Source organism: Nocardiopsis protaetiae, assembly GCF_045446735.1.
In the GTDB taxonomy this organism is placed as follows: domain Bacteria; phylum Actinomycetota; class Actinomycetes; order Streptosporangiales; family Streptosporangiaceae; genus Nocardiopsis; species Nocardiopsis protaetiae.
Map to the genome: position 1 here is coordinate 21,857 of NZ_JBJJBV010000005.1, position 20,077 is coordinate 41,933.

21 protein-coding genes are annotated in these 20,077 nt (G+C 70.6%); 9 read left to right on the forward strand and 12 right to left on the reverse strand.

All coding sequences use genetic code 11. From position 1 onward, the window contains the following. Nucleotides 1–10 precede the first annotated feature (10 nt). The 3 genes from ACJOT3_RS01465 (at nt 11) to ACJOT3_RS01475 (ending at nt 3,463) form a co-directional block, all read left to right on the forward strand. Nucleotides 11–874, forward strand: a complete 864-nt coding sequence (locus tag ACJOT3_RS01465; protein ID WP_406967900.1) for an SOS response-associated peptidase — start codon at nt 11–13, stop codon at nt 872–874. Nucleotides 875–1,102: 228 nt separating this feature from the next. Continuing rightward, nucleotides 1,103–2,785 carry a phosphomethylpyrimidine synthase ThiC gene (gene thiC / locus ACJOT3_RS01470; protein WP_406967902.1) on the forward strand — a complete coding sequence of 561 codons (1,683 nt, stop codon included), beginning with the start codon at nt 1,103–1,105 and terminating at the stop codon, nt 2,783–2,785. A gap of 114 nt (nt 2,786–2,899) precedes the next feature. Next, complete coding sequence (locus tag ACJOT3_RS01475) at nt 2,900–3,463, forward strand: hypothetical protein (RefSeq protein ID WP_406967904.1); 564 nt, start codon at nt 2,900–2,902, stop codon at nt 3,461–3,463. Here ACJOT3_RS01475 and ACJOT3_RS01480 read toward each other — a convergent pair. After that, nucleotides 3,453–3,848, reverse strand: a complete 396-nt coding sequence (locus tag ACJOT3_RS01480; protein WP_406967906.1) for a DUF4345 domain-containing protein — start codon at nt 3,846–3,848, stop codon at nt 3,453–3,455. The genes ACJOT3_RS01475 and ACJOT3_RS01480 overlap by 11 nt on opposite strands. An 85-nt stretch (nt 3,849–3,933) precedes the next feature. Then, a complete protein-coding gene (locus ACJOT3_RS01485; RefSeq protein WP_406967908.1) occupies nt 3,934–4,755 on the reverse strand; it encodes a class I SAM-dependent methyltransferase in 822 nt (273 codons plus the stop codon). A gap of 356 nt (nt 4,756–5,111) precedes the next feature. Here ACJOT3_RS01485 and ACJOT3_RS01490 point away from each other — a divergent pair, with 356 nt between their 5' ends. The 4 genes from ACJOT3_RS01490 to ACJOT3_RS01505 all read left to right on the forward strand — a co-directional run bounded on the left by ACJOT3_RS01490 (nt 5,112) and on the right by ACJOT3_RS01505 (nt 9,693). Then, entirely contained in the window at nt 5,112–5,777 is a 666-nt protein-coding gene (locus ACJOT3_RS01490; protein WP_406967910.1) for a sigma-70 family RNA polymerase sigma factor, read from the forward strand. Then, the gene (rsrA, locus tag ACJOT3_RS01495) at nt 5,774–6,073 is read left to right on the forward strand and encodes a mycothiol system anti-sigma-R factor (protein WP_406967912.1); all 300 of its coding nucleotides are present in this window, start codon (nt 5,774–5,776) and stop codon (nt 6,071–6,073) included. The genes ACJOT3_RS01490 and rsrA overlap by 4 nt, the downstream gene beginning before the upstream one ends. An 849-nt stretch (nt 6,074–6,922) precedes the next feature. Further along, nucleotides 6,923–8,365: an HD-GYP domain-containing protein gene (locus ACJOT3_RS01500; protein ID WP_406967960.1), complete on the forward strand. Its 1,443-nt coding sequence runs from the start codon at nt 6,923–6,925 to the stop codon at nt 8,363–8,365. Then, nucleotides 8,365–9,693, forward strand: coding sequence for an HD-GYP domain-containing protein (locus tag ACJOT3_RS01505; RefSeq protein WP_406967914.1), 1,329 nt, complete (start codon nt 8,365–8,367; stop codon nt 9,691–9,693). The genes ACJOT3_RS01500 and ACJOT3_RS01505 overlap by 1 nt, the downstream gene beginning before the upstream one ends. Before the next feature lie 154 nt (nt 9,694–9,847). Here the strand turns inward: ACJOT3_RS01505 and ACJOT3_RS01510 are convergent, their stop codons facing one another. After that, on the reverse strand, nt 9,848–10,588 hold the full coding sequence (locus tag ACJOT3_RS01510; protein WP_073378335.1) for a GntR family transcriptional regulator: 741 nt from the start codon (nt 10,586–10,588) through the stop codon (nt 9,848–9,850). A 96-nt stretch (nt 10,589–10,684) separates the two neighbouring features. Between ACJOT3_RS01510 and ACJOT3_RS01515 the strand changes: the two genes are divergently transcribed. Next, nucleotides 10,685–12,235 (forward strand): sensor histidine kinase, encoded by a 1,551-nt coding sequence (locus tag ACJOT3_RS01515; protein WP_406967916.1) that lies wholly within the window; start codon nt 10,685–10,687, stop codon nt 12,233–12,235. 101 nt (nt 12,236–12,336) lie between these two features. On the opposite strand, the gene ACJOT3_RS01520 is transcribed toward ACJOT3_RS01515, so the two are convergent. Together ACJOT3_RS01520 and ACJOT3_RS01525 are read right to left on the reverse strand one after the other, a co-directional pair. After that, the gene (locus ACJOT3_RS01520) at nt 12,337–12,594 is read right to left on the reverse strand and encodes a WhiB family transcriptional regulator (protein WP_406967918.1); all 258 of its coding nucleotides are present in this window, start codon (nt 12,592–12,594) and stop codon (nt 12,337–12,339) included. Nucleotides 12,595–12,869: 275 nt separating this feature from the next. After that, nucleotides 12,870–13,802: a diacylglycerol/lipid kinase family protein gene (locus ACJOT3_RS01525; RefSeq protein ID WP_406967920.1), complete on the reverse strand. Its 933-nt coding sequence runs from the start codon at nt 13,800–13,802 to the stop codon at nt 12,870–12,872. A 110-nt stretch (nt 13,803–13,912) separates the two neighbouring features. On the opposite strand from ACJOT3_RS01525, the gene ACJOT3_RS01530 reads away from it, so the two are divergent. Continuing rightward, nucleotides 13,913–14,326: a hypothetical protein gene (locus tag ACJOT3_RS01530; protein ID WP_406967922.1), complete on the forward strand. Its 414-nt coding sequence runs from the start codon at nt 13,913–13,915 to the stop codon at nt 14,324–14,326. Between the two features lie 20 nt (nt 14,327–14,346). Here the strand turns inward: ACJOT3_RS01530 and ACJOT3_RS01535 are convergent, their stop codons facing one another. The 7 genes from ACJOT3_RS01535 to ACJOT3_RS01565 all read right to left on the reverse strand — a co-directional run bounded on the left by ACJOT3_RS01535 (nt 14,347) and on the right by ACJOT3_RS01565 (nt 19,713). Then, nucleotides 14,347–15,105, reverse strand: a complete 759-nt coding sequence (locus tag ACJOT3_RS01535) for an RNA polymerase sigma factor SigF (protein ID WP_306366319.1) — start codon at nt 15,103–15,105, stop codon at nt 14,347–14,349. A 41-nt stretch (nt 15,106–15,146) separates the two neighbouring features. Continuing rightward, entirely contained in the window at nt 15,147–15,572 is a 426-nt protein-coding gene (locus ACJOT3_RS01540; RefSeq protein ID WP_073378345.1) for an ATP-binding protein, read from the reverse strand. Between the two features lie 124 nt (nt 15,573–15,696). After that, entirely contained in the window at nt 15,697–16,188 is a 492-nt protein-coding gene (locus ACJOT3_RS01545) for a GNAT family N-acetyltransferase (RefSeq protein WP_406967924.1), read from the reverse strand. Between the two features lie 63 nt (nt 16,189–16,251). Next, nucleotides 16,252–16,827 (reverse strand): class I SAM-dependent methyltransferase, encoded by a 576-nt coding sequence (locus ACJOT3_RS01550; protein WP_406967926.1) that lies wholly within the window; start codon nt 16,825–16,827, stop codon nt 16,252–16,254. 126 nt (nt 16,828–16,953) lie between these two features. After that, nucleotides 16,954–17,769 carry an amino acid ABC transporter ATP-binding protein gene (locus tag ACJOT3_RS01555; protein WP_406967928.1) on the reverse strand — a complete coding sequence of 272 codons (816 nt, stop codon included), beginning with the start codon at nt 17,767–17,769 and terminating at the stop codon, nt 16,954–16,956. Continuing rightward, a complete protein-coding gene (locus tag ACJOT3_RS01560) occupies nt 17,769–18,734 on the reverse strand; it encodes an amino acid ABC transporter permease (RefSeq protein WP_406967930.1) in 966 nt (321 codons plus the stop codon). The genes ACJOT3_RS01555 and ACJOT3_RS01560 overlap by 1 nt, the downstream gene beginning before the upstream one ends. Before the next feature lie 58 nt (nt 18,735–18,792). Further along, nucleotides 18,793–19,713 carry an ABC transporter substrate-binding protein gene (locus ACJOT3_RS01565; protein WP_406967932.1) on the reverse strand — a complete coding sequence of 307 codons (921 nt, stop codon included), beginning with the start codon at nt 19,711–19,713 and terminating at the stop codon, nt 18,793–18,795. Nucleotides 19,714–20,077: the final 364 nt, after the last annotated feature.

A 20,077-nucleotide genomic window follows, 5' to 3' on the forward strand; every position in this document is an offset into this window, starting at 1 on the left:
GATCGGACGCATGTGCGGTCGTTATGCCCAGTCCAGGAACGTGCAGCAGCTCAGGCTCGACTTCGGCCTCCCGGAGGAGTCCCTGCCCGGCGAGGACGTGGACACCCGCGCCTGGCCGCCGCTGGAGGAGCTGGAGCCGGATTACAACATCTCGCCCGGCCGCCCGGTGTACGCCGTGCTCGGCCCGCCCCCGCAGGGCGGGGACACGGTGGCGTCCGGGCCGAGCTCCCTGCACACCCTGCGCTGGGGGCTCATCCCCTCCTGGGCCAAGGACCGCAACATCGGCTACCGGATGATCAACGCGCGCAGCGAGACCGTGGCCGACAAGCCCGCGTTCCGCACCGCGTTCCGGCGCCGCCGCTGCCTGCTGCCCGCCGACGCCTACTACGAGTGGCAGCTCATCGGCAGGGACGGCACCGTCCAGGCCAGCACCTCGCCCGCCACCGACCCCGACCACAAGAAGCGCAAGGCCAAGGCGGACAAGAAGCCCTACTCCATCCACTACCCGGGCGGGGAGGAGCCGCTGGCGATGGCCGGGATCTTCGAGCGCTGGCGCGACCCCGAGGCCCCCGAGGAGGACCCGGCGGGCTGGGTGTGGAGCTGCGCCGTCATCACCACCGAGGCCGCCCCCGCGCTCGCGCACATCCACGAGCGGATGCCCGTCATCGTGCCCCGGCAGGACTGGGACGCGTGGCTGGACCCGGGCACCGGGCCCGACGAGCTGATGCACATCATGGCCGACACCCCGGCGGACCGGTTCGCCGTGGACGAGGTGTCCACCGACGTCAACACCATCAAGAACAACCGCCCCGACCTGCTCACACCGCTGCCGGCGGGCGGCGGCCCGGAGGCGGAGCCCGACACACTTTTCTGACGGCGGCTCCGGAGGTTTTCGGCCCCGGCCCCCTGGACGGGACCGGGGTGCCTCTGTGTACAGTGTCCGAGGCCGCCCGCCCATCGCGGGCGCGCCCGGGCACGACCGTGCCCCGACAACCACATAACGCAACGCGGGAGCTCGCGCCATGGCGGGCTGAGAGGGCGACTCAACGGTGTCGCCGACCGCAGAACCTGTTCGGGTAATTCCGACGTAGGGAGGCATGCCATGACGGCTTCGCAGAGCCGTGACACCGGTCCCACCACCGGGGAGCACCGGGTGACCACCGGTCCCATCATGGGATCATCCAAGGTCTACCGGGACATCGAGACCCCAGAGGGCTTCACCCTCCGCATCCCCGGGCGCCGGGTGGGACTCACCGACGGCGGCCACTTCGACCTGTACGACACCTCCGGCCCCTACACCGACGACACCGCGCACATCGACGTCCGCGCCGGGCTGCCCGCCCTGCGCGAGGAGTGGATCCGCTCCCGCACCCCCGTGAACGGGGCCGACACCCAGCTCGCCCACGCCAAGGCCGGGACCGTCACCCCCGAGATGAGGTTCGTCGCCGAACGCGAGGGCCTGGACCCCGAGTTCGTCCGCGCCGAGGTGGCCGTGGGCCGGGCGGTCATCCCCGCCAACCGCCGCCACCCCGAGTCCGAGCCGATGATCATCGGCAAGAACTTCCTGGTCAAGATCAACGCCAACATCGGCAACTCGGCCGTCACCTCCTCCGTGGAGGAGGAGGTCGAGAAGATGGTGTGGGCCACCCGCTGGGGGGCCGACACGATCATGGACCTGTCCACCGGCAAGCGCATCCACGAGACCCGCGAGCGCATCCTGCGCAACTCGCCCGTCCCCGTCGGCACCGTCCCCATCTACCAGGCGCTGGAGAAGGTCAACGGGGACCCCGCCGAGCTGTCCTGGGAGATCTACCGCGACACGGTGATCGAACAGTGCGAGCAGGGCGTGGACTACATGACCGTGCACGCGGGCGTGCTGCTGCGGTACGTGCCGCTCACCGCCCGCCGGGTCACCGGCATCGTCTCGCGCGGCGGCTCCATCATGGCCGCCTGGTGCCTGGCCCACCACCGGGAGAGCTTCCTGTACACCCACTTCGAGGAGCTGTGCGAGATCCTCCGGGAGTACGACGTCACGTTCTCGCTCGGCGACGGGCTGCGGCCCGGCTCCATCGCCGACGCCAACGACGAGGCCCAGTTCGCGGAGCTGCGCACCCTGGGCGAGCTCACCCACATCGCCCGCGCCCACGACGTGCAGGTGATGATCGAGGGGCCCGGGCACGTGCCCATGCACAAGATCGCGGAGAACGTGCGCCTGGAGGAGGAGCTGTGCGGCGAGGCGCCGTTCTACACGCTCGGCCCCCTGGCCACCGACATCGCCCCGGGCTACGACCACATCACCTCGGCGATCGGCGCCGCCCAGATCGGGTGGCACGGCACCGCGATGCTCTGCTACGTCACCCCCAAGGAGCACCTGGGGCTGCCGGACCGCGACGACGTCAAGACCGGCGTCATCACCTACAAGCTGGCCGCCCACGCCGCCGACCTGGCCAAGGGGCACCCGCGGGCGCAGGAGTGGGACGACGAGCTGTCCAGGGCCCGGTTCGAGTTCCGGTGGAAGGACCAGTTCCACCTGTCCCTGGACCCGGAGACGGCGACGGCGTACCACGACGAGACGCTGCCCGCCGAACCCGCCAAGACCGCGCACTTCTGCTCCATGTGCGGGCCCAAGTTCTGCTCGATGAAGATCACGCAGGACGTGCGCCGCTACGCCGCGGAGAACGGGCTGGACACGGTCGAGGCCATCCAGCGGGGGATGGCGGCCAAGTCCGCCGAGTTCGGGGAGCAGGGCGGGCGGGTGTACCTCCCCCTCGCCGAACGCTCCTAGCCTCTAGGGCCCGCCCCGCCACGGGAGACTGTTCCTCTGAGGATTGGCCGTGGCGGGCCGGGCCCGCGCTGTGGAAGGCTGGCCGGGCAGACACCCCCCGAACAGTGAGGCCCCATGGACATCCTCTTCCGCGACGCCACCATGACCACGGCGATCCTCGGTTTCTTCGCCGCCGCCTGGTTCGGGTGGGCCCAGGAACGGCCCCCCGCGGGGCGGGCCAAGTGGTGGCTGGGCGCCGGATCGGCGGTGGGCATGATCCTGGCGGTCGCCGGGGGAGTGCTGTCCTGGCTGTACTGGGACTCGGGGTCGGTGCTGGACGAGGGCTCGGAGATGACCCTGTACCTGATCATCCTCGGCGTCGAGTTCGGCGTGGCCCTGCTCGGCGTGCTGGTGCTGCTGGCGATGGGCCGCCGCGAGTACTTCGCGCCGTGGATCTGCCTGGTGGTCGGCGTGCACTTCTTCCCGATGGCACCGGTCCTGGACAACGTCCTGCTGTACCCGCTGGCGGTGTGGCTGACCCTGTGGCCCTTCCTCGCAGTCCGCTGGGCGAACCGCCGCGACCTCGCCTACAGCTTCACCACCGGCGTCGGCGCCGGCCCGGCCCTCCTCCTGGCTGTCCTCCCGGCCTTCCTCCTGGCCGCCCAGATGGCCCTGGCCGCCGTCCTCTTCACCATCTGACCTGTGCCCGGGGCAGCCGCCGGTGCCAGAGCACCAGCACCGGCGGCGCCACCATCTCCAGCGCGAGCAGCCCGAACATGAACGGCGCCGGGACCCCCGCGGCGAAGACCGAGACCACCCGGGCCAGACCGCCCAGGAACACCGCACCGCTGATCGCGTACACCAGCGCGGCGTGCTCGTTCACCCGCGGCAGGATCACGAACATGGTGATCCCCAGCCCCAGCCACACCCCGGCGAAGAACCGGTAGTTGTTGTCGACCTCCCTGCCCACCGCCGTGTCCCCGGGCAGCGTGGCGGTGCCGAACACCACGTCCATCGCCCCGGTCCCCACCACGACCAGCGCGAGCACCCCGAACAGCACCTGGAAGCCCCGCAGCGAACCCATCGCCTCACACCCCTCTCCCCTCCACGCTAGACCGGCCGCGTGCGGGTGCCCCATCCCCCTCGGGGTAAGGGGCGCGTGCGGGACGCTAGGCGGGTTTGCGGGCCGCGGCGACGAGGTGGACGCCGACGTAGTCGTCGGACTCGGTGGCGCGCAGCTCCATCTCGACCAGCCGGTGCATCGAACGCGGGTCGCGGGCGAGCATCATCTCCACCGTGGACGCCGACAGCACCGTGCGGGGTTTGATCCACTCCAGCTCCAGCCCCGCCCCGGTGAGGGTGTCGGTGAGCTGCTCGGCGGTGAAGCACCGGGTGATGGACCCGTCCGGCCAGGGCACCAGCAGCACGTCGGCGCTGGGCGCGTGGCTCAGCTCGGGCCAGCAGTCCTGCTCGGCGAGCAGCGCCATGCCCAGCACCACCGAGTCGACGCACAGCAGGACCCGGCCGCCGGGCCGCAGCACCCGGGCGATCTCGGCCACCGACTCCTCGGTGGCCAGCTGCCGGGACAGCACCCGGTTGTCGGCGATCACCCCGTCGAAGCTCTCGGCGGTCAGGAAGCGCAGGAACGCCGCGTCCCCCACGATCTGGCGCAGCCGCCCGCGCCGGGCCGGCCGGGGCACCTCGGCGCGCCTGTTGACCAGCCGCAGCGGACGGTGCACCGCCGAGTCCGTGGAGGGCAGCAGGGTGACCACGTCGTGGCCCGCGGCGACGGCGCGCGGCGTGCCCTGGTAGTCCGGGCTGGACAGGTCCAGCAGCCGGGAGGGGGCCTCCGGGAGCCAGCGGGCGATCTGCGCCTCGGCGACGGCCCAGTAGAACCGCCAGTAGTCGGAGAGCCGGTCGGGGGTGGCGAACTGGGCCGCCGGTGACCGGGGGCGGTCGGAGGCCGGAGTCGAGGACGGTCGCACGTGCACTCCTCTCCCATCCTTCAAAGGTCTTACCCGCACTCTGCCATGCCTCACCTCCTATGACGCGTCCGATCGGTGAAGTTCCGACGGAGAAGGGACCTTCGGCCCACGGCCGGTCCGGAATCAGCGGGGGGCGGCCGTTGTTGTGACCGAACACCGTGACCGGGGAGGGCCCCGGTCCCACCGCCACCAGGGATTTTCCCGAGGAGGACCGCCAGACCATGCCGATCGCCGGTGCGTGCCTCGAACGCGAGGAGGCGTTGACCGCGCCACGTGGTGCCGATGCACGGCTCCGTGCCGGGGAACCGTATCTTGGAGGTACGGATTTCCCAGCCGGGACCAGTGCGAGGAGGCCGACGGGCTTGGATCAGGGCCAGGAGACAGCGGAGGAGCGGGAAGAGCGCTTCGAGAGGGATGTGCTTCCCTTCCTCGACCAGCTCTACTCCGCGGCGCTGCGCATGACCCGCAACCCCGCCGACGCGGAGGATCTCGTCCAGGAGACCTTCGCCAAGGCGTTCGGTTCGTTCCACCAGTTCAAGGAGGGGACGAACCTCAAGGCGTGGCTGTACCGCATCCTCACCAACACCTTCATCAACTCCTACCGCAAGAAGCAGCGCGAGCCGAAGCAGGCCGGTACCGAGGACGTCGAGGACTGGCAGCTGGCGCAGGCCGCCTCGCACACGGCGGCGGGTCTGAAGTCCGCCGAGGCCGAGGCGCTGGAGCACCTCCCCGACAGTGACGTCAAGCGGGCGCTCCAGGAGCTGCCCGAGGACTTCCGGATCGCGGTCTACCTCGCCGACGTCGAGGGCTTCGCCTACAAGGAGGTGGCCGAGATCATGGGGACGCCGATCGGAACGGTCATGTCCCGGTTGCACCGGGGGCGTCGCCAGCTCCGGTCCCTCTTGGAGGAGTACGCGGTCGACCGCGGTTTCCTCCCCGCGGTGCGCGCCACGGCCGGCGCCGCCGCCTCTGGATCGTCCGCGGGCGGGCGGGGTCAGGACGGGTCGGATCGAGGAGATCGGCAATGAGCGGCCAGGGTCGTGACGGGGACACCCCGTGCAGTGAGGTGCTCGACAAGCTCTACACGTACATCGACGGCGAGCTCGAAGAGAACAACTGCGAGCAGATCAGGCAGCACCTGGACGGGTGCGGTCCCTGCCTGGAGGAGTACGGGCTGGACGAGGCGGTGAAGAAGCTCGTCGCCAAGCACTGCGGGTGCGACCCGGTGCCGCTGGACCTGCGGGACAAGGTGCTGGGCCGGCTCGCGCGGGCCCGCGGCGAGCAGGCGGCCCGCGAGGCGGCGGGGCCCGGAACGCCCGTCTGACGCACGGACGCGGTCCCCACACGGACCCGGTTCTTTTTTGGGAAGGCCGGAACGTCCCGAGGCGGAAGCTGGAATTCCAGCTTCCGCCTTTTTCGTCGTCTTGTAGGGTTTTCTGGGTTCTTGTCATATGCTGAGGCCTTGGTGGGGATTTGCGGTATTTCTTGGGAATGGCTCCGTGGATTCCCCTATGGAGTGGGGGTTTTTGGTCATCGGACTTTCCGGGTGACGCCTTCGTCCACTCCTGCGACACGCCCGACCCCCTTCGTCCGCCGCGGGCCGTGATCGACTCGGAATGATTTTTCCTGCGGGGGCTGGGAGCGCCCATGTGCAGTCACTTTGTGTAGTCGGCCCTGATGGCCTTCACGGTGGGCTTCCAGGCAGGGCGGCTCCGGCGTCGGACTTCCGTGGTCACATCCCCGAAGAAGTCGGTCACTCAGAGTAGTCATTCGGGATTGCTAATTGAATTAGTAATTCCATACTCCGGAACTTCGCATCCCCTTCGGAGCCCGCAGTGCCGATGGTTCGGGTTGTGGGGAATCCGGGTGCCTTCGAGGCCCGTTAAACTGGACGCCATATCCAACGAATGGGGTAATTTACGCGGCGTGCCCGGGGAAAACAAGGCATGCCGCTCAGGGGAGAGGGGACGACGATGTTCATGGCTCTGCTTCACACCGCTGTCGCGGCGATCCTGGCCGCTTCCTCCTTCACCGGATGGTCCTGGTGGTAGAACAGAACCGGTGAAACCATGACAGTCCGGTCGTCGCTGGTGGGGGGTGAACGAGGGTGCGGGCTCTTCCCGGGGGCGCGCGTGTCTACGTCGGGATCATCGTTGTCAGTGCTGTCACCATCCTGCTCATCGGGCCCTATACGGGCATGGATCCGGCGACGCTGATCCTCGTGGCACTGCTGTTCGTGGTCGCCGAGTCGATCAGTACGAGTGTCGGATCGGGCGGCAGGGCAGGGATGTCGCCGAGTTCGGCGGTCTCGCTGGCGGCGGTCGTCCTGGTCGGCCCGGTCGGGGCGGCGGTGGTCGGTTTCGCCTCCTGCCTCGCGGTCCGCAGGCAGGCCGTGGTCAAGCGGGCCTTCAACGGGGCACAGTTCGCACTGGCGGCGTACGCGGCCGGACATGTCTATCTGCTGTGCGGCGGCGTGGTCGGAGAACTCGGCCGGGAGGACTTCCCGGCCGTGGTCCTCCCCTACGTCGCCGCGGTCCTGACCCACTCCGTCCTCAACTCGCTGCTGGTCGCGATCCTGTTCTGGACGCTCGGCCAGGCCCGCCCGCGCGGGCGCGGCAGGTTCAACTGGCGGCCGCTGGTGGCGGTCGAGCTGTCCTCGATGGGCTACCAGATGCTCGGCCTGGCCATCGCGGCCGTCTGGGGCGGCGTGGGGATCGTCGCCCCGCTCCTGGTCCTGCTGCCGCTGTTCATCGCCCGCTGGGCCTTCGCCCAGCAGGCCGACGAGGCCCGGGCGCACGAGGCCACCCTGGCCACGCTCTGCCAGGCGGTGGAGACCAAGGACTACTACACGCGCGGCCACTGCATGCGCGTCGCCGAGGGCTCGGCCATGATCGCCCGCGAACTGGGCATGTCGGCCGAGCGGGTGCAGAAGATCCGCTACGCGGGGATGCTGCACGACATCGGCAAGCTCGGGGTGCCCACCAAGGTGCTGCAGAAGACCGGCAAGCTCACCGACGAGGAGTACGCCGCCATCAAGCTGCACCCCACCCGGGGCTACGAGATCGTCCGGGAGATCGGCTTCCTGGACGAGGCCCTGGCCGGGATCCGGCACCACCACGAGCGCCTCGACGGCCGCGGCTACCCGATGGGGCTGGTGGGGATGGAGATCCCCGAGTCCGCCCGCATCATCAGTGTCGCCGACGTCTTCGACTGCCTCACCTCCACCCGCTCCTACCGCAAGGCGTGGTCGGTGGAGGACGCGATCGTCGAACTGCGCGCCTGCGCGGGCACCCAGTTCGACCCGCGCATGGTTGAGGCCCTGGTCCGCGCCGTGGAGCGCGAGGGCTGGGAGACGCCCGACATCGCCGAGGCGCCGGGCGGCTGCTACGGCTCGGCCGCCGCGGAGGCCGCGGCCTCCCCGGAGGGTGGGGCGGCGACCGCCGAGACGGCCGCGGACACCGGGTCGTCCACCGGGGCGCCCACCGTGCCGTCCACCGTGCCGTCCGAAACCCCGGCCGCGCCCGCCGCCGAGGAGGCGGTGCCGGCGGCCGCCGACACCGCCGCCCCGACGACGGCGCTGTCCACGGGGCCCGCGACGGGCGGTCGGGACCGGTGATGACACAGCGGCAGACGGAAGAGCCGTCCCCGCGGCGGCCGATGGGCCCCGAGGGCGGCGCACTCAGCCACCAGCGCCGGACCGGGCCGATCTGGCGGACCCCGCGCCCGGTGCGCGCCGTGCTGGTGGCGGTGGTGGGCGCGGTCTCGCTGGCCTCGCTGGTGTGGACGTCGGCCACCGGGTTCGTCGAACCCTACGTGGCCCTGTGCTTCTGCCTGGTCATCGCGGTCGGCGAGCTGGTGCGGATCACCCTGCCCGGCCACCGCGAGGTCGCGCCGATCGCCTCCTCCGGGGCGGTCGGGTACGCCTTCCTGCTGAGCCTGGGGGAGGGGCCCCTGGCCCACTCTCCCTGGCAGGTGGTGGCGGTGGTCGCCTGCGGCGTGGCACTGGGCGAGCTGCCGCACATCGCGGTGGGCCGCGCCCCCCGGGTGGAGGACGTCGCCCGCCGGGTGCTCTCCGCCGGGCTGCTGGCCATCGCGTTCCGCCCCCTCGCCGAACAGCTGGAGCTGTCGGGGCCGTCGGTGACGGCGAGCCTGCTCATGTTCACCCTGGTGCTCACCGTGTGGACCGTCGACGCCCTGCTGGCCGCGGTGCTGCGCGCCGAGCGGCTGCACACCCGGCTGCGGGTGGCGGCCGCCGACGAGATGCGCGCCCAGTTCGCCTCGGGCATGGCCATCGGCTCCAGCGGTGTGCTCATCGCGCTGTCCTGCACGGTCACCGGCCTGGCCGGGCTGCTGGTGTTCAGCGCCCCGCTGCTGGTGGCGCAGGTGGCGTTCCGCAGGCACGCCGAGGTACGCCGCACCTACCTGGAGACGGTCCGCGCGCTGTCCCGGGTCACCGAGGTGGGCGGGTACGTGGAGAACGGGCACTCGCGCCGGGTCAGCCACCTCTCCCACCTGATCGCCTGCGAACTGGGCCTGGCCGAGGCCGACCTGCTGGAGCTGGAGTACGCGGCGCTGATGCACGACATCGGCCAGCTGTCGCTGCGCGAGCCCATCGCGGGCGGGGCGACCGTGCTGGCCTCGCCCCGCGAACAGCGGCGCATCGCCGAACTGGGCGCGGGGATCATCCGGGAGACCGGGGTGCTGGATCCGGTCGCCGAGATGGTGCGCCGCCAGTGCGAGCCGGTCAACGGCGACGGCGACGAGGGCGTGCCGCCGCTGGGCAGCCGGATCATCAAGGTGGCCAACGCCTTCGACGACCTGGTGGGCGAGAACGGCGACGCCGAGCGCCGCCAGGCCGTGCTGGACCGGCTGCGCATGGACGCGGGCACCGAGTACGACCCGCGGGTGGTGGACGCCCTGGCCACCGTCCTGGGCCGCGAGTAGCCGCGGGGGTGTGAGGGCCGGTGCGGGCCCCGGGCGCGGTCCCGGGGCCCGCACGGCGCGTTCGTCCGCGGAGAGGGCGTTCGGGGGAGTGGTCCGTCAGGGGGGACGGCCGGGCCGCCGCCGGTCGGAGGGAGCGGTCGCCCGCCGGCGGCCGCTAGTCCGTGGGGGGACGCAGGCGGGTGACGAACTTGTAGCGGTCGCCGCGGTACAGCGAGCGCACCCACTCCACCGGGTGCCCGTCCCGGTCGAAGCTGTGCTGGCAGTGCAGCACCAGCGGCAGCCCCACGTCCACACCGAGCAGCCGGGCCTCGTTCGGGGTCGCCAGCACGGTCTCGATGGACGCCTCCGCCTCGGCCAGCGAGACGTCGTAGGCGCTCGCCAGCGCCTCGTACAGCGAGGCGTAGCGGTCCAGCTGGCGGCGCAGGCCCGGGAAGCGACGGGCGGCCAGATGGGCGGTCTCCACGGCCATCGGCTCGCCGTTGGCCAGCCGCAGCCGCTCGATGCGCAGCACCCGCCCGCCGGAGCGGATCGCCAGCAGCTCGGCGAGCTGGTCGTCGGCGTTGATGTAGCTCACGTCGAGGATGCGGGTGGCCGGGTGCAGGCCGTGCGAGCGCATCTCCTGGGTGTAGCTGGTGAGCTGGAGCACCTGGGCGACCTTGGGCTTGGCCACGAACGTGCCCTTGCCCTGGATGCGCAGCAGCCGCCCCTCCACGACCATCTCGGTGAGCGCCTGGCGCACCGTGGTGCGCGAGGTCCCGAACTGGGTGGCCAGGGCCCGCTCCGGGGGCACCGGGTTGCCCGCCGGCATCGCCTCGATCAGCTCCAGGAGCTGCTTTTTCACCTGGTAGTACTTCGGCACCCGGGGGTTGCCGTCCAGCGTGCCCTGACCGGTCATCACTCTCCTCCGCGTTCGACCGCGCCCGAATTGGTGTGGACCACTGGTCGAGCGCGTACCTCTTGAGTATGCACTCCTTCATGGGATGATTTGTGAGTGCCTCACCTCAGTGATCTCATCAGGCGACACACGTCCCTCAAGCAGGCCGACCTGGAGTGGATCCACTCCCTCGTCTCCGATTGGCAGCTGCTGGCCGACCTCTCCTTCGCAGACCTGGTGCTGTGGGTGCGGTTGCGCGACGACGAGGGCTGGGTGGCCATCGCCCAGATGCGCCCCACCACCGGTCCCACCGCGTTCCAGGACGATCTGGTCGAGACCGTTCTCTACGACGATATGACGGACGTCACATCGCGTACCGCGCCCCGGGTCGTGGGCCGGCGGGCGCTCATCGACCGCGCCTGGCAGGAGGGCCGGATCTGCCGCGACGGCGACCCGGACTGGTCGGGCGGGGTCCCGGTGCGCGAGGAGACCATTCCGGTGCGCCGGGAGGGCAACCTCATCGCGGTCATCCAGCGCAGCACCAACCTCAGCTCCGCCCGCACGCCCAGCCGCCTGGAGCTCACCTACCTCCAGAGCGCCGGCGACCTGGCGCAGATGATCGCCGAGGGCGTGTTCCCGTTCATCGACCAGGGCCCGCTCATGGTGCGCTCGCCCCGCGTCGGCGACGGCCTGCTGCGCCTGGACCAGAACGGCGAGGTCGTCTACGCCAGCCCCAACGCCCTGTCCGCCTACCGGCGGCTGGGGCTCACCGCCGACCTGGTGGGCGCCCGCCTGGACCGCGTCACGCTGGAGCTGGCGGCGCCGGGGGAGGCGCGCGACGAGAACCTCACCTACACGGCGGGCGGCCGGGCGCCGCAGGAGGCGGAGGTGGACGCGCGCGGGGTCACCGTGCAGCTGCGCGCGATCCCGCTCATCATCGACAAGGTGCGCATCGGCGCCCTGGTGATGGTCCGCGACGTCACCGACCTGCGCCGCCGCGAGCGCGAGCTGATGACCAAGGACGCCACCATCCGGGAGATCCACCACCGGGTCAAGAACAACCTCCAGACGGTGGCGGCGCTGCTGCGGCTCCAGGCGCGGCGGCTGGACGTGCCCGAGGCGCGGGCGGCGCTGGACGAGGCGGTGGGCCGGGTCGGCTCCATCGCGATCGTCCACGAGATGCTGTCGCACACCCCCGACGAGGTCGTGGACTTCGACGACATCGCCGACCGGGTCATCCAGATGGCGGCGGAGGTCTCCTCCACGTCGTCGGGCAACACGGTGGTGCCGCGCCGGGTGGGCGGGTTCGGCTCGCTCAACGCGCTGGTGGCGACCCCGCTGTCGATGGTGCTGGCGGAGCTGGTGCAGAACGCCGTGGAGCACGGCCTGGGCCAGGGGCCGGGGTCGATCGAGGTGCGGGTGCGCCGGTTCGAGGCCGGCCCGTCGTATCCGGGGGCGGGGAGTCTGGAGCTGGCCGTGTCCGACGACGGCGGGGGGCTGCCGGAGGACTTCGACCTGGAGGGCACCACGAGCCTGGGGTTGCAGATCGTACGGACCCTCATCGTGGGCGAGCTCGGGGGGACCCTGGCCATCAAGCCCAAGGAGAGCGGCGGGACCGAGGTGGCGATCACCCTGCCGCTGGATCGGGAGGAGGCGTCACTGCCCTAGCGGGCGGGAGCCGAAGGTGTGAGGGCGTCCCCGCTGCGCCGGGCGGGGACCCTCAGAAGGCGCTTCCGGTCGTTGACCGGGGGCGGTGCGGGTGCGCCGGGTCAGCTGCGTACCATCGAACGGTGGGGGATGCCCCGCCGCTTCTTGATCAGGCGGCGCTCGTCCTCGCTGGTGCCTCCCCAGACACCGCCGTCCTGGCCGCTCTCCAGTGCCCAGTTCAGGCAGGCGGAGCTGACGGGACAGCGCTGGCACACGGCCTTGGCCTCTTCGATCTGCATCAGGGCCGGGCCGAAATTGCCGATGGGGAAGAAGAGTTCGGGGTCTTCGTCACGGCAGGCTGCGTCATGGCGCCAGTCCATGCGGTCCACTCCTCATGTCGAGGTCCGGGGGTTTGTGAAGATTTTCACGAACACTGCACGGCGGGCGCCCGATGGATGGGTCCCACCGGTGGTGTCCGGCCACGGGTTCATCCCGCGGCCACATGGGAAACGCCCAAATTAACTCGCCCGTAACTCGCGGCGATATCTTGAGCGTGGCAGGCCCGCTCCCGGCGTGCAAGAGCTCTCGGGGTCAAAGGTCCCGTATGGCATGTCGCATGCGTCACAGTGCCGTTGAATGGCGACAGCGCCCACAATTAACAGACGATTCGTAATGCCTTCGGTACGGAATGGAAGTTGACCTCTTCCCGCTCCCCCAGGTACTCCCCGTCGATTTGGAACGCCCGCGGATGGGACGAAGTGATCCGCAGGGAGTCCTGATCGTGCCAGGTCAGGTAGCCGTCGCCCCGCGCGGGGAGCCCTTTGGGGAAGAACATCTGCGAAAGGATCCACCCCGTGAGGGGGTGCCCCGCCTGGGTGAGCGCGAAAGCGTCCAGCCCCAGCTCGAAACGGGAGGAGGGCGTGGGCTGGAGCGGCAGCGCACCCGCGTAAGTCCACGGCGTGGTGTTGGTGACGAGAGCGAAATACACGTCGTTCACCCCGCCGCCGCGGGTCTGCACACCCAGTGAGGGATCGCGGATATCGCCGCCGAAGAACAGCTTGACCGCGACCTCCGCGTACAGCGCCGGGGTCGCCTTGCGCCCGTTCGCGCGCTCGTGCTCCACTCGCTGGACCACGTCCGCGTCCCAGCCGAACCCGGCGCAGAAGGTGAAGTAGCGGTCGTCCCGGTCGCTGGTGATCCGGCCCAGGTTGATCTCGCGCTCGCGGCCCGCCCGCAGCGCCTCCAGGATCGTCCCGGTGGCCTCCACGGGGTCGCCGGACACCCCCAGGGCGCGGATGAAGACGTTGGCGCTGCCGCCGGGGATGACCGCGTAGCGCGGCCGCCTCAGCTCCGGCGGCGTGGCCAGCAGGCCGTTGACGACCTCGTTGACGGTGCCGTCGCCGCCCAGGCTCACCACCAGGTCGTACCCGTCGGCGGCCGCCTTGCGGGCCAGCTCGACCGCGTGGTCGCGGTACTCGGTCTCGGCGACGGTGACGTCCAGCTCCGACGCCAGGGCGCCCAGGATCACCTCGCGGGTCCGCGACGTGGTCGTGGTCGCCTGGGGGTTCACGATGAAAAGGGCGCGCACACGGCCAGTCTAGGGGCATGCGGAGCGCTCCCGGCGGTGCGGAGCCCGGGGCGTACCGGGCGCGGCCGCCCCGGAGAACACGCGCGCGGGGGCGGGGATAACCTCAAGGGGTGTCTTCCGAGGTAACTTCCCGCCCGTTCACCGTCGTCGTCGCCGCAGCGCTGGAGGCGCTGATCGGGGCGGCCGCCGGCATCGGCGGGATCTACAGCATGTTCACCGCGGTCACCGGCCGCACCGGTGAACTCGACAGCGCGCTGCCGCTCACCGTCATCGGGCTGGGCGTGGCGGCGCTGCTGATCTTCGTCGCCCAGGGCCTGTGGCGGCTCAAGGACTGGGCGCGCACGCCGGTCTTCATCACGCAGGTGTTCCTCGGCGTGGTGGCGTACTACATGTTCACCAGCGGCCAGTACCTGATCGGCGGCGTGCTGGTGGCCGTGGCGGTGGCGGCCTCGGCGGCGGTGCTCTCGCCTCCGACGACCGCGGCCCTGTTCCCCGGTGAGTGGGGAGAGAAGAAGGATCGGTGAGCCGCGGCCGTCGGCGCGTGTCAGTCGTCGGTGGTCAGGGCCTGCCGCAGCTGGGCCAGTGTGCGCGCCAGCAGGCGCGACACGTGCATCTGCGAGATGCCGAGTTCCTGGGCGATCTGCGACTGGGTCATGTTGCCGAAGAACCGCAGCAGCAGGATCCGCTTCTCCCGGGGCGGCAGCTGCTCCAGGAGGGGCTTGAGCGACTCCCGGTACTCCACACCCTCCAGGGATTCGTCCACGATCCCCAGCGAGTCGGCCACCGCGGGCGCGTCCTCGTCGCCGCTGTCCGGGGCGTCCAGAGACACCGTCGAGTAGGCGTTGGCGGACTCCAGGCCCTCCAGCACCTCCTCCTCGGTCATCTGTAGGTGCACCGCCAGCTCGGCGACCGTCGGCGAGCGCCCCTCGCGCTGCGACAGGTCGCTGACCGCCTTGGTCAGTGAGAGCTTCAGCTCCTGGAGGCGCCGGGGGACCCGGACGGCCCACCCCTTGTCCCGGAAGTGACGCTTGATCTCACCGACGATGGTCGGCGTGGCGTAGGTGGAGAACTCCACCCCCCGCTCCAGGTCGAAGCGGTCGATCGACTTGATCAGCCCGATCGTGGCGACCTGGGTGAGGTCGTCCAGCCATTCCCCTCTGTTGCGGAACCGGCGGGCCAGGTACTCCACCAGTGGCAGGTGGAGCTCCACGAGCTCGTCACGGATCCTGCGCCGCTCCTCGGAGTCGGCGTCGAGTTCGTTGAGGCGTTCGAACAGCGCTCTCGCGCGCGCCCGGTCGGGCACCGCGTGCTCGGTCTTCGCGGTCAGAGCGGGCCCCCTTTCGCTCACGCCGGCTCCAAGGTGCCACGGCGTTTGTACAGGACGATGGAGACACGATCATCGGGTCCGACCTCGGCGTCGACCTCTCCGGCCAGGGCGGACAGCACCGTCCAGGCGAAGGTGTCGCGTGCGGGAAGCCGGCCGTCGGCGGTGATCACCGAGACGGAGATGCGCATCCCGTCCGCGGCGAGCTCGAACTCGGTGGTCAGTTCCGTGCCGGGCAGCGCCTGGGAGAGGAGCATCGCGCAGGCCTCGTCGACACCGATCCTCAGGTCCTCGATCTCGTCGAGGGTGAAGTCGAGCCGGGCGGCCAGGCCCGCCGTCGCCGTGCGCAGGACGGACAGATATGCGCTGTCCGCGGGCATGTTGACGGTGACAGCGTCGCGTACACCGGTGGCGTCGGCCATGGGCACAGCGGTTTCTTCGGTCACGTCCCTCCTTCGGGGGGCGAGGTTGCCGCTTGAATGCAATGTATCTCGTTTCACCCTGCCACTGACGCAGGGAGAAAGGATCGTGTCCGCGCGATCGATTCCAACGCGAGACGAACGGTCGTGATCAGGGGCCCTGGGAGCCCAGAGCGGTCAGGGCCTCGCCGTCCAGGCGGCGGACCGTCCACTCGCTCATGGGGCGCGACCCGAGGGCCTCGTAGAAGCGGATGGAGGGTTCGTTCCAGTCGAGCACGGACCACTCCAGCCGGGTGTAGTCCCGCTCCACGCAGATCCGCGCCAGGGTGCGCAGCAGGGCCAGGCCGTGCCCGCCGCCGCGCGCGTCCTGGCGCACGTAGAGGTCCTCCAGGTAGATGCCGTGCCTGCCGGTCCAGGTGGAGTAGTTGAGGAACCACACCGAGAAGCCGACGGTGACGGGGACCCCGTCCGGCCCCGGTGCCTCGGCGATGTGCGAGAACACCTTGGGCTCGGGGCCGAAGAGCGCCGCGCGCAGGTCGTCCTCGGTGGCGACCGCCGCGTCCGGCTCCTTCTCGTACTCGGCCAGCTCCCGGATCATCGCGACGATCTCCGGGACGTCGTCGGGCACGGCGGGACGGATCATCGGATCACCTCGGTCGTGGAAGGAGACAGGTCCTCTTCCAGCCTACGTGCACACCGGTGTGCGTCAGGGCCGGTGGGCGACCATGCGTTCGACCGTCCCGAAGAACAGCCGGTCGTGGTGGCCGACCCGGAAACCCGCCTCGGCGGCCACCTCGCGCGGCGCCCGTCTGGGGTTCTCGCGGCGGCGCTCCCACAGGCGGGCGGGGAAGCGGGTGTGGCCGATCCGCTCCGCGGCCAGCAGCCGCCCGCCCGGGACCAGCACCCGGTACATCTCCCGCAGCGCCTGCTCCTGGCCGTCGATGGCGCTCAGGGCCATCGTGCACACCACGGTCTCGAAGCTCTCGTCGGGGAAGTCCAGCGACCGGGCGTCGCCCTCGGCGAAGCGGGCGACCAGCCCCAGCTCCTCGGCGCGCTTGCGGGCTGCGGCCAGCGCCGCCGAGTCCGGGTCGATCGCGGTCAGCCGCACCTGGGGCGGGTAGTAGCGCAGGTTGGCGCCGGTGCCCACGCCGATCTCCAGGGTGCGCTCGCGCGCCCCGGCGCACAGGATCTCCCGGGTGCGCCGCAGCGCGGGGCCCTCCCAGGGCTCCGCGCGACCCGTCCACGACCGCCGTACGTTCATGTCCTCGCCCGCTGTGCTCATCACCCCGACTCTGTGTCCCCCGCGGCCCCGGGTCAAGGGGTGGCGGCGCGTTTCTCCTGAAAAGCGGGTGGCCCGCCCCCCGTGCGGGGAGCGGGCCGTCCGGAGGGCGGTGGTCCGAGGCGCCTCTCAGAGCACCTTGGAGAGGAAGGCGCGGGTGCGATCGTGCTGCGGGTTGCCCAGCACCTCGGCCGGGTCGCCAGCCTCCACGACCACGCCGTCGTCCATGAACACCAGGGAGTCGCCGACCTCGCGGGCGAACCCCATCTCGTGCGTGACGACCATCATCGTCATGCCCTGCCGGGCCAGGTCCCGCATCACGTCCAGGACCTCGCCGACCAGCTCCGGGTCCAGGGCGCTGGTGGGCTCGTCGAACAGCATCAGCGACGGCTCCATCGCCAGCGCGCGGGCGATCGCCACGCGCTGCTGCTGGCCGCCGGAGAGCTGGTCGGGGTAGGCGTCGGCCTTGTCCGGCAGGCCCACGCGCTCCAGCAGGTCCCTGGCCTTGGCCGTGGCCTGGGCCCTGGGCACGCGCTTGACCTGCGTCGGCGCCTCGATGATGTTGCCCAGCACGCTCAGGTGCGGGAACAGGTTGAAGCGCTGGAACACCATGCCGATGTCGCTGCGCTGGGCGGCGACCTCGGTCTCGCGCAGCTCGTGGAGCCTGCCGCGCCTCTGCCGGTACCCCATCAGCTCGCCGTTGACCCACAGGCGTCCGGCGGTGAGCTTCTCCAGGTGGTTGACGCACCGCAGGAAGGTCGACTTGCCCGACCCCGAGGGGCCGACGATGCACATGACCTCGCCCCGCTTGACCTGGAGGTCGATGCCCTTGAGCACCTCCAGGCGGCCGAAGCTCTTGTGGACGTTCTCGGCGACCACGAGGGCGTCGGCGGGGAGCTCCGCGCCTTCGGGGGTCTCGATGACCGACTCGGTCTGCTCGCTCATCAGTGCGCCCCTCCGACGATGCGGTTGCGGATGCCGCCGTACTGGCCGGGGTTGAAGCGGCGTTCGATGAAGTACTGGCCGACCATCAGGACACTGGTGATGGCCAGGTACCACAGGCACGCCGTCACCAGCATCGGGAAGATCTGGTAGGTCCGGGCGCCGATGGCCTGGAGCTGGTAGAACAGCTCGATCGTCACCGGGACGTACGCCAGCAGCGCGGTGTCCTTGAGCATCGCGATGGTCTCGTTGCCGGTGGGCGGGATGACCACCCGCATCGCCTGCGGCAGGGTGATGCGCCGCAGGACCTTGGACCGGCTCATGCCCAGGGCCTGGGCGGCCTCGGTCTGCCCCTTGTCGACCGACTGCAGGCCCGCCCGGATGATCTCGGCCATGTAGGCGCCCTCGGAGAGCGACAGCGCCATCAGGCCGGCGACGTAGCCGCTCAGCAGGGTGCGGGTGTCGATCGCGAAGAAGCGGGCGTCGCCCTCCAGGCCCAGCCAGGCCATCCAGTAGTTGTCGTACGGCAGGCCCAGCTCGATGGTCTGGTAGAGGATCGCCAGGTTGCCGAAGAGCACGGCCAGGACCAGGCGCGGCACACCCCGGAAGAACCAGGTGTAGATCCAGGAGACGGCGCTCAGCACCGGGTTCCCGGACAGCCGCATCACGGCCAGCAGGATGCCCAGGACGATGCCGATGATCATCGACAGCACGGTGGCGCTGATCGTGATCCACACGCCTCGCACCACGGGGGGCGAGAACATGTGCTCCATCATGAACGGCCAGTTGAAGGCGTCGTTCGTGAAGAGCATGTGCACGAACATCGATGCCAGGAGCAGGACGACTCCGGCGGCGACCCACCGTTCGGGATAGCGGACGGGGACGGCGGTGATGGGTTCGGCCGGTCGGCCCGGAGCCGGGGTCTTGCTCGGCTCCGGGCCGCCCACCGGTGCGCTCGGTGAGGACACGGGTCGGACTTTCGTTCGATGGCGTACGGGGGGAGGTCTTCCCTTGGGGGTGCTCCCCCTACTCCGCGGCGGGGTTCACCTCGGCGGACTCCAGGCCGCCGGCCTCGACGCCCCACTCGGCCAGGACCTGCTCGTAGGTGCCGTCCTCGATGATGGCGTTGAACGCGGCGGCGATGGCGTCGGCCAGGTCGGTCTGCTCCTTGTGGGTGAGGATGCCGTAGGGCGCGGCGTCGTACTGCTCGCCGATGAACTCCAGGACGCCCTCGCCGGTCTGCTCCAGGGCGTAGGCCGAGGTGGGCATGTCGGCCAGGGAGGCGTCGTTGACGCCGGACACCACGGTCTCGGTGGCCAGCGGCTGGTTCTCGAACTTCTGGATGGTGATGGGGTCCTCGCCGGCGTCCACGCAGGCCTGGCTGCGGGCCTCGATGTCCTCGTCGTGGGTGGTGTCGGACTGCACCGCGACGCGCATGCCGCAGGCGTTGTCGGGGTCGACGTTCTGCGGGTTGCCCGCCTGGGCGAACCACTGGGTGCCGGAGGAGAAGTAGGAGACCATGTTGATCTGCTCCATGCGCTCCGCCGTGACGGTGAAGGAGGAGGAGCCCAGGTCGTAGGTGCCGGTGTCGACGCCGATGATGATGGAGTCGAAGCTGGTGGGCTCCCAGTCGGCCTCCAGGCCGAGCTTGCCCAGGGCGGCCTCCAGCAGGTCGACGTTGAAGCCCAGGACGGTCTCGCCGTCGGGGTCCAGGTACTCGCCGGGCGGGTAGGACGCCTCCACGCCGATCCGCACGGTGCCGGCCTCGGCGATGTCGGCGGGGACCAGGGCGGCCAGCTCCTCGTCGACCTCCACCGCGGGCTTCTCGGGCGTCGCGCCCTCTTCGCCCGCCGGGTCGGAACCACCGCAGGCGCTCAGGGCGAGGACACCGGCCAGTGCGAGTGCGCCGGCGGAGAGAGGCGCGGACAGGGGCTTGTGCAGGGCCATCGTGAGTCTCCTTCTGGAGCACGAAGTGCCTGGTCGGAGTCGGGTTCGCGGCCCCTCCACCCGAACCAAAGCGACATACGGTGCGATATGTGGCAAATCTGGATACGTCGGTGACGTCCTATCGTGCCGACCCTGCGATTTTCCTGCGGTCACCGTTGTGAGAGGATTGCGTAACGGGTCATCCCCGTAGTGAGGCGTACGCGCAGAACTCGCATAAGAGTCAGGCGAAGCACGACCTCTCCGGCGACACCACCGGTCATGGCCGACCGGCGCTGGAGAGGGCTCCCCTAGCACGGCACACCGGCTTCGCGCGCGGTACGCACCGACACGACACCACACGCCACGTCATGGCCGACGGCGGCGG

Bases quoted from the DNA above. Each gene is read 5' to 3' on its own strand.
- ACJOT3_RS01465 (WP_406967900.1), top strand. From the start codon at position 11: ATGTGCGGTCGTTATGCCCAGTCCAGGAACGTGCAGCAGCTCAGGCTC.
- thiC (WP_406967902.1), top strand. From the start codon at position 1,103: ATGACGGCTTCGCAGAGCCGTGACACCGGTCCCACCACCGGGGAGCAC.
- ACJOT3_RS01475 (WP_406967904.1), top strand. From the start codon at position 2,900: ATGGACATCCTCTTCCGCGACGCCACCATGACCACGGCGATCCTCGGT.
- ACJOT3_RS01480 (WP_406967906.1), bottom strand. From the start codon at position 3,848: ATGGGTTCGCTGCGGGGCTTCCAGGTGCTGTTCGGGGTGCTCGCGCTG.
- rsrA (WP_406967912.1), top strand. From the start codon at position 5,774: ATGAGCGGCCAGGGTCGTGACGGGGACACCCCGTGCAGTGAGGTGCTC.
- ACJOT3_RS01505 (WP_406967914.1), top strand. From the start codon at position 8,365: ATGACACAGCGGCAGACGGAAGAGCCGTCCCCGCGGCGGCCGATGGGC.
- ACJOT3_RS01510 (WP_073378335.1), bottom strand. From the start codon at position 10,588: ATGACCGGTCAGGGCACGCTGGACGGCAACCCCCGGGTGCCGAAGTAC.
- ACJOT3_RS01520 (WP_406967918.1), bottom strand. From the start codon at position 12,594: ATGGACTGGCGCCATGACGCAGCCTGCCGTGACGAAGACCCCGAACTC.
- ACJOT3_RS01545 (WP_406967924.1), bottom strand. From the start codon at position 16,188: ATGATCCGTCCCGCCGTGCCCGACGACGTCCCGGAGATCGTCGCGATG.
- ACJOT3_RS01550 (WP_406967926.1), bottom strand. From the start codon at position 16,827: ATGAGCACAGCGGGCGAGGACATGAACGTACGGCGGTCGTGGACGGGT.
- ACJOT3_RS01555 (WP_406967928.1), bottom strand. From the start codon at position 17,769: ATGAGCGAGCAGACCGAGTCGGTCATCGAGACCCCCGAAGGCGCGGAG.
- ACJOT3_RS01565 (WP_406967932.1), bottom strand. From the start codon at position 19,713: ATGGCCCTGCACAAGCCCCTGTCCGCGCCTCTCTCCGCCGGCGCACTC.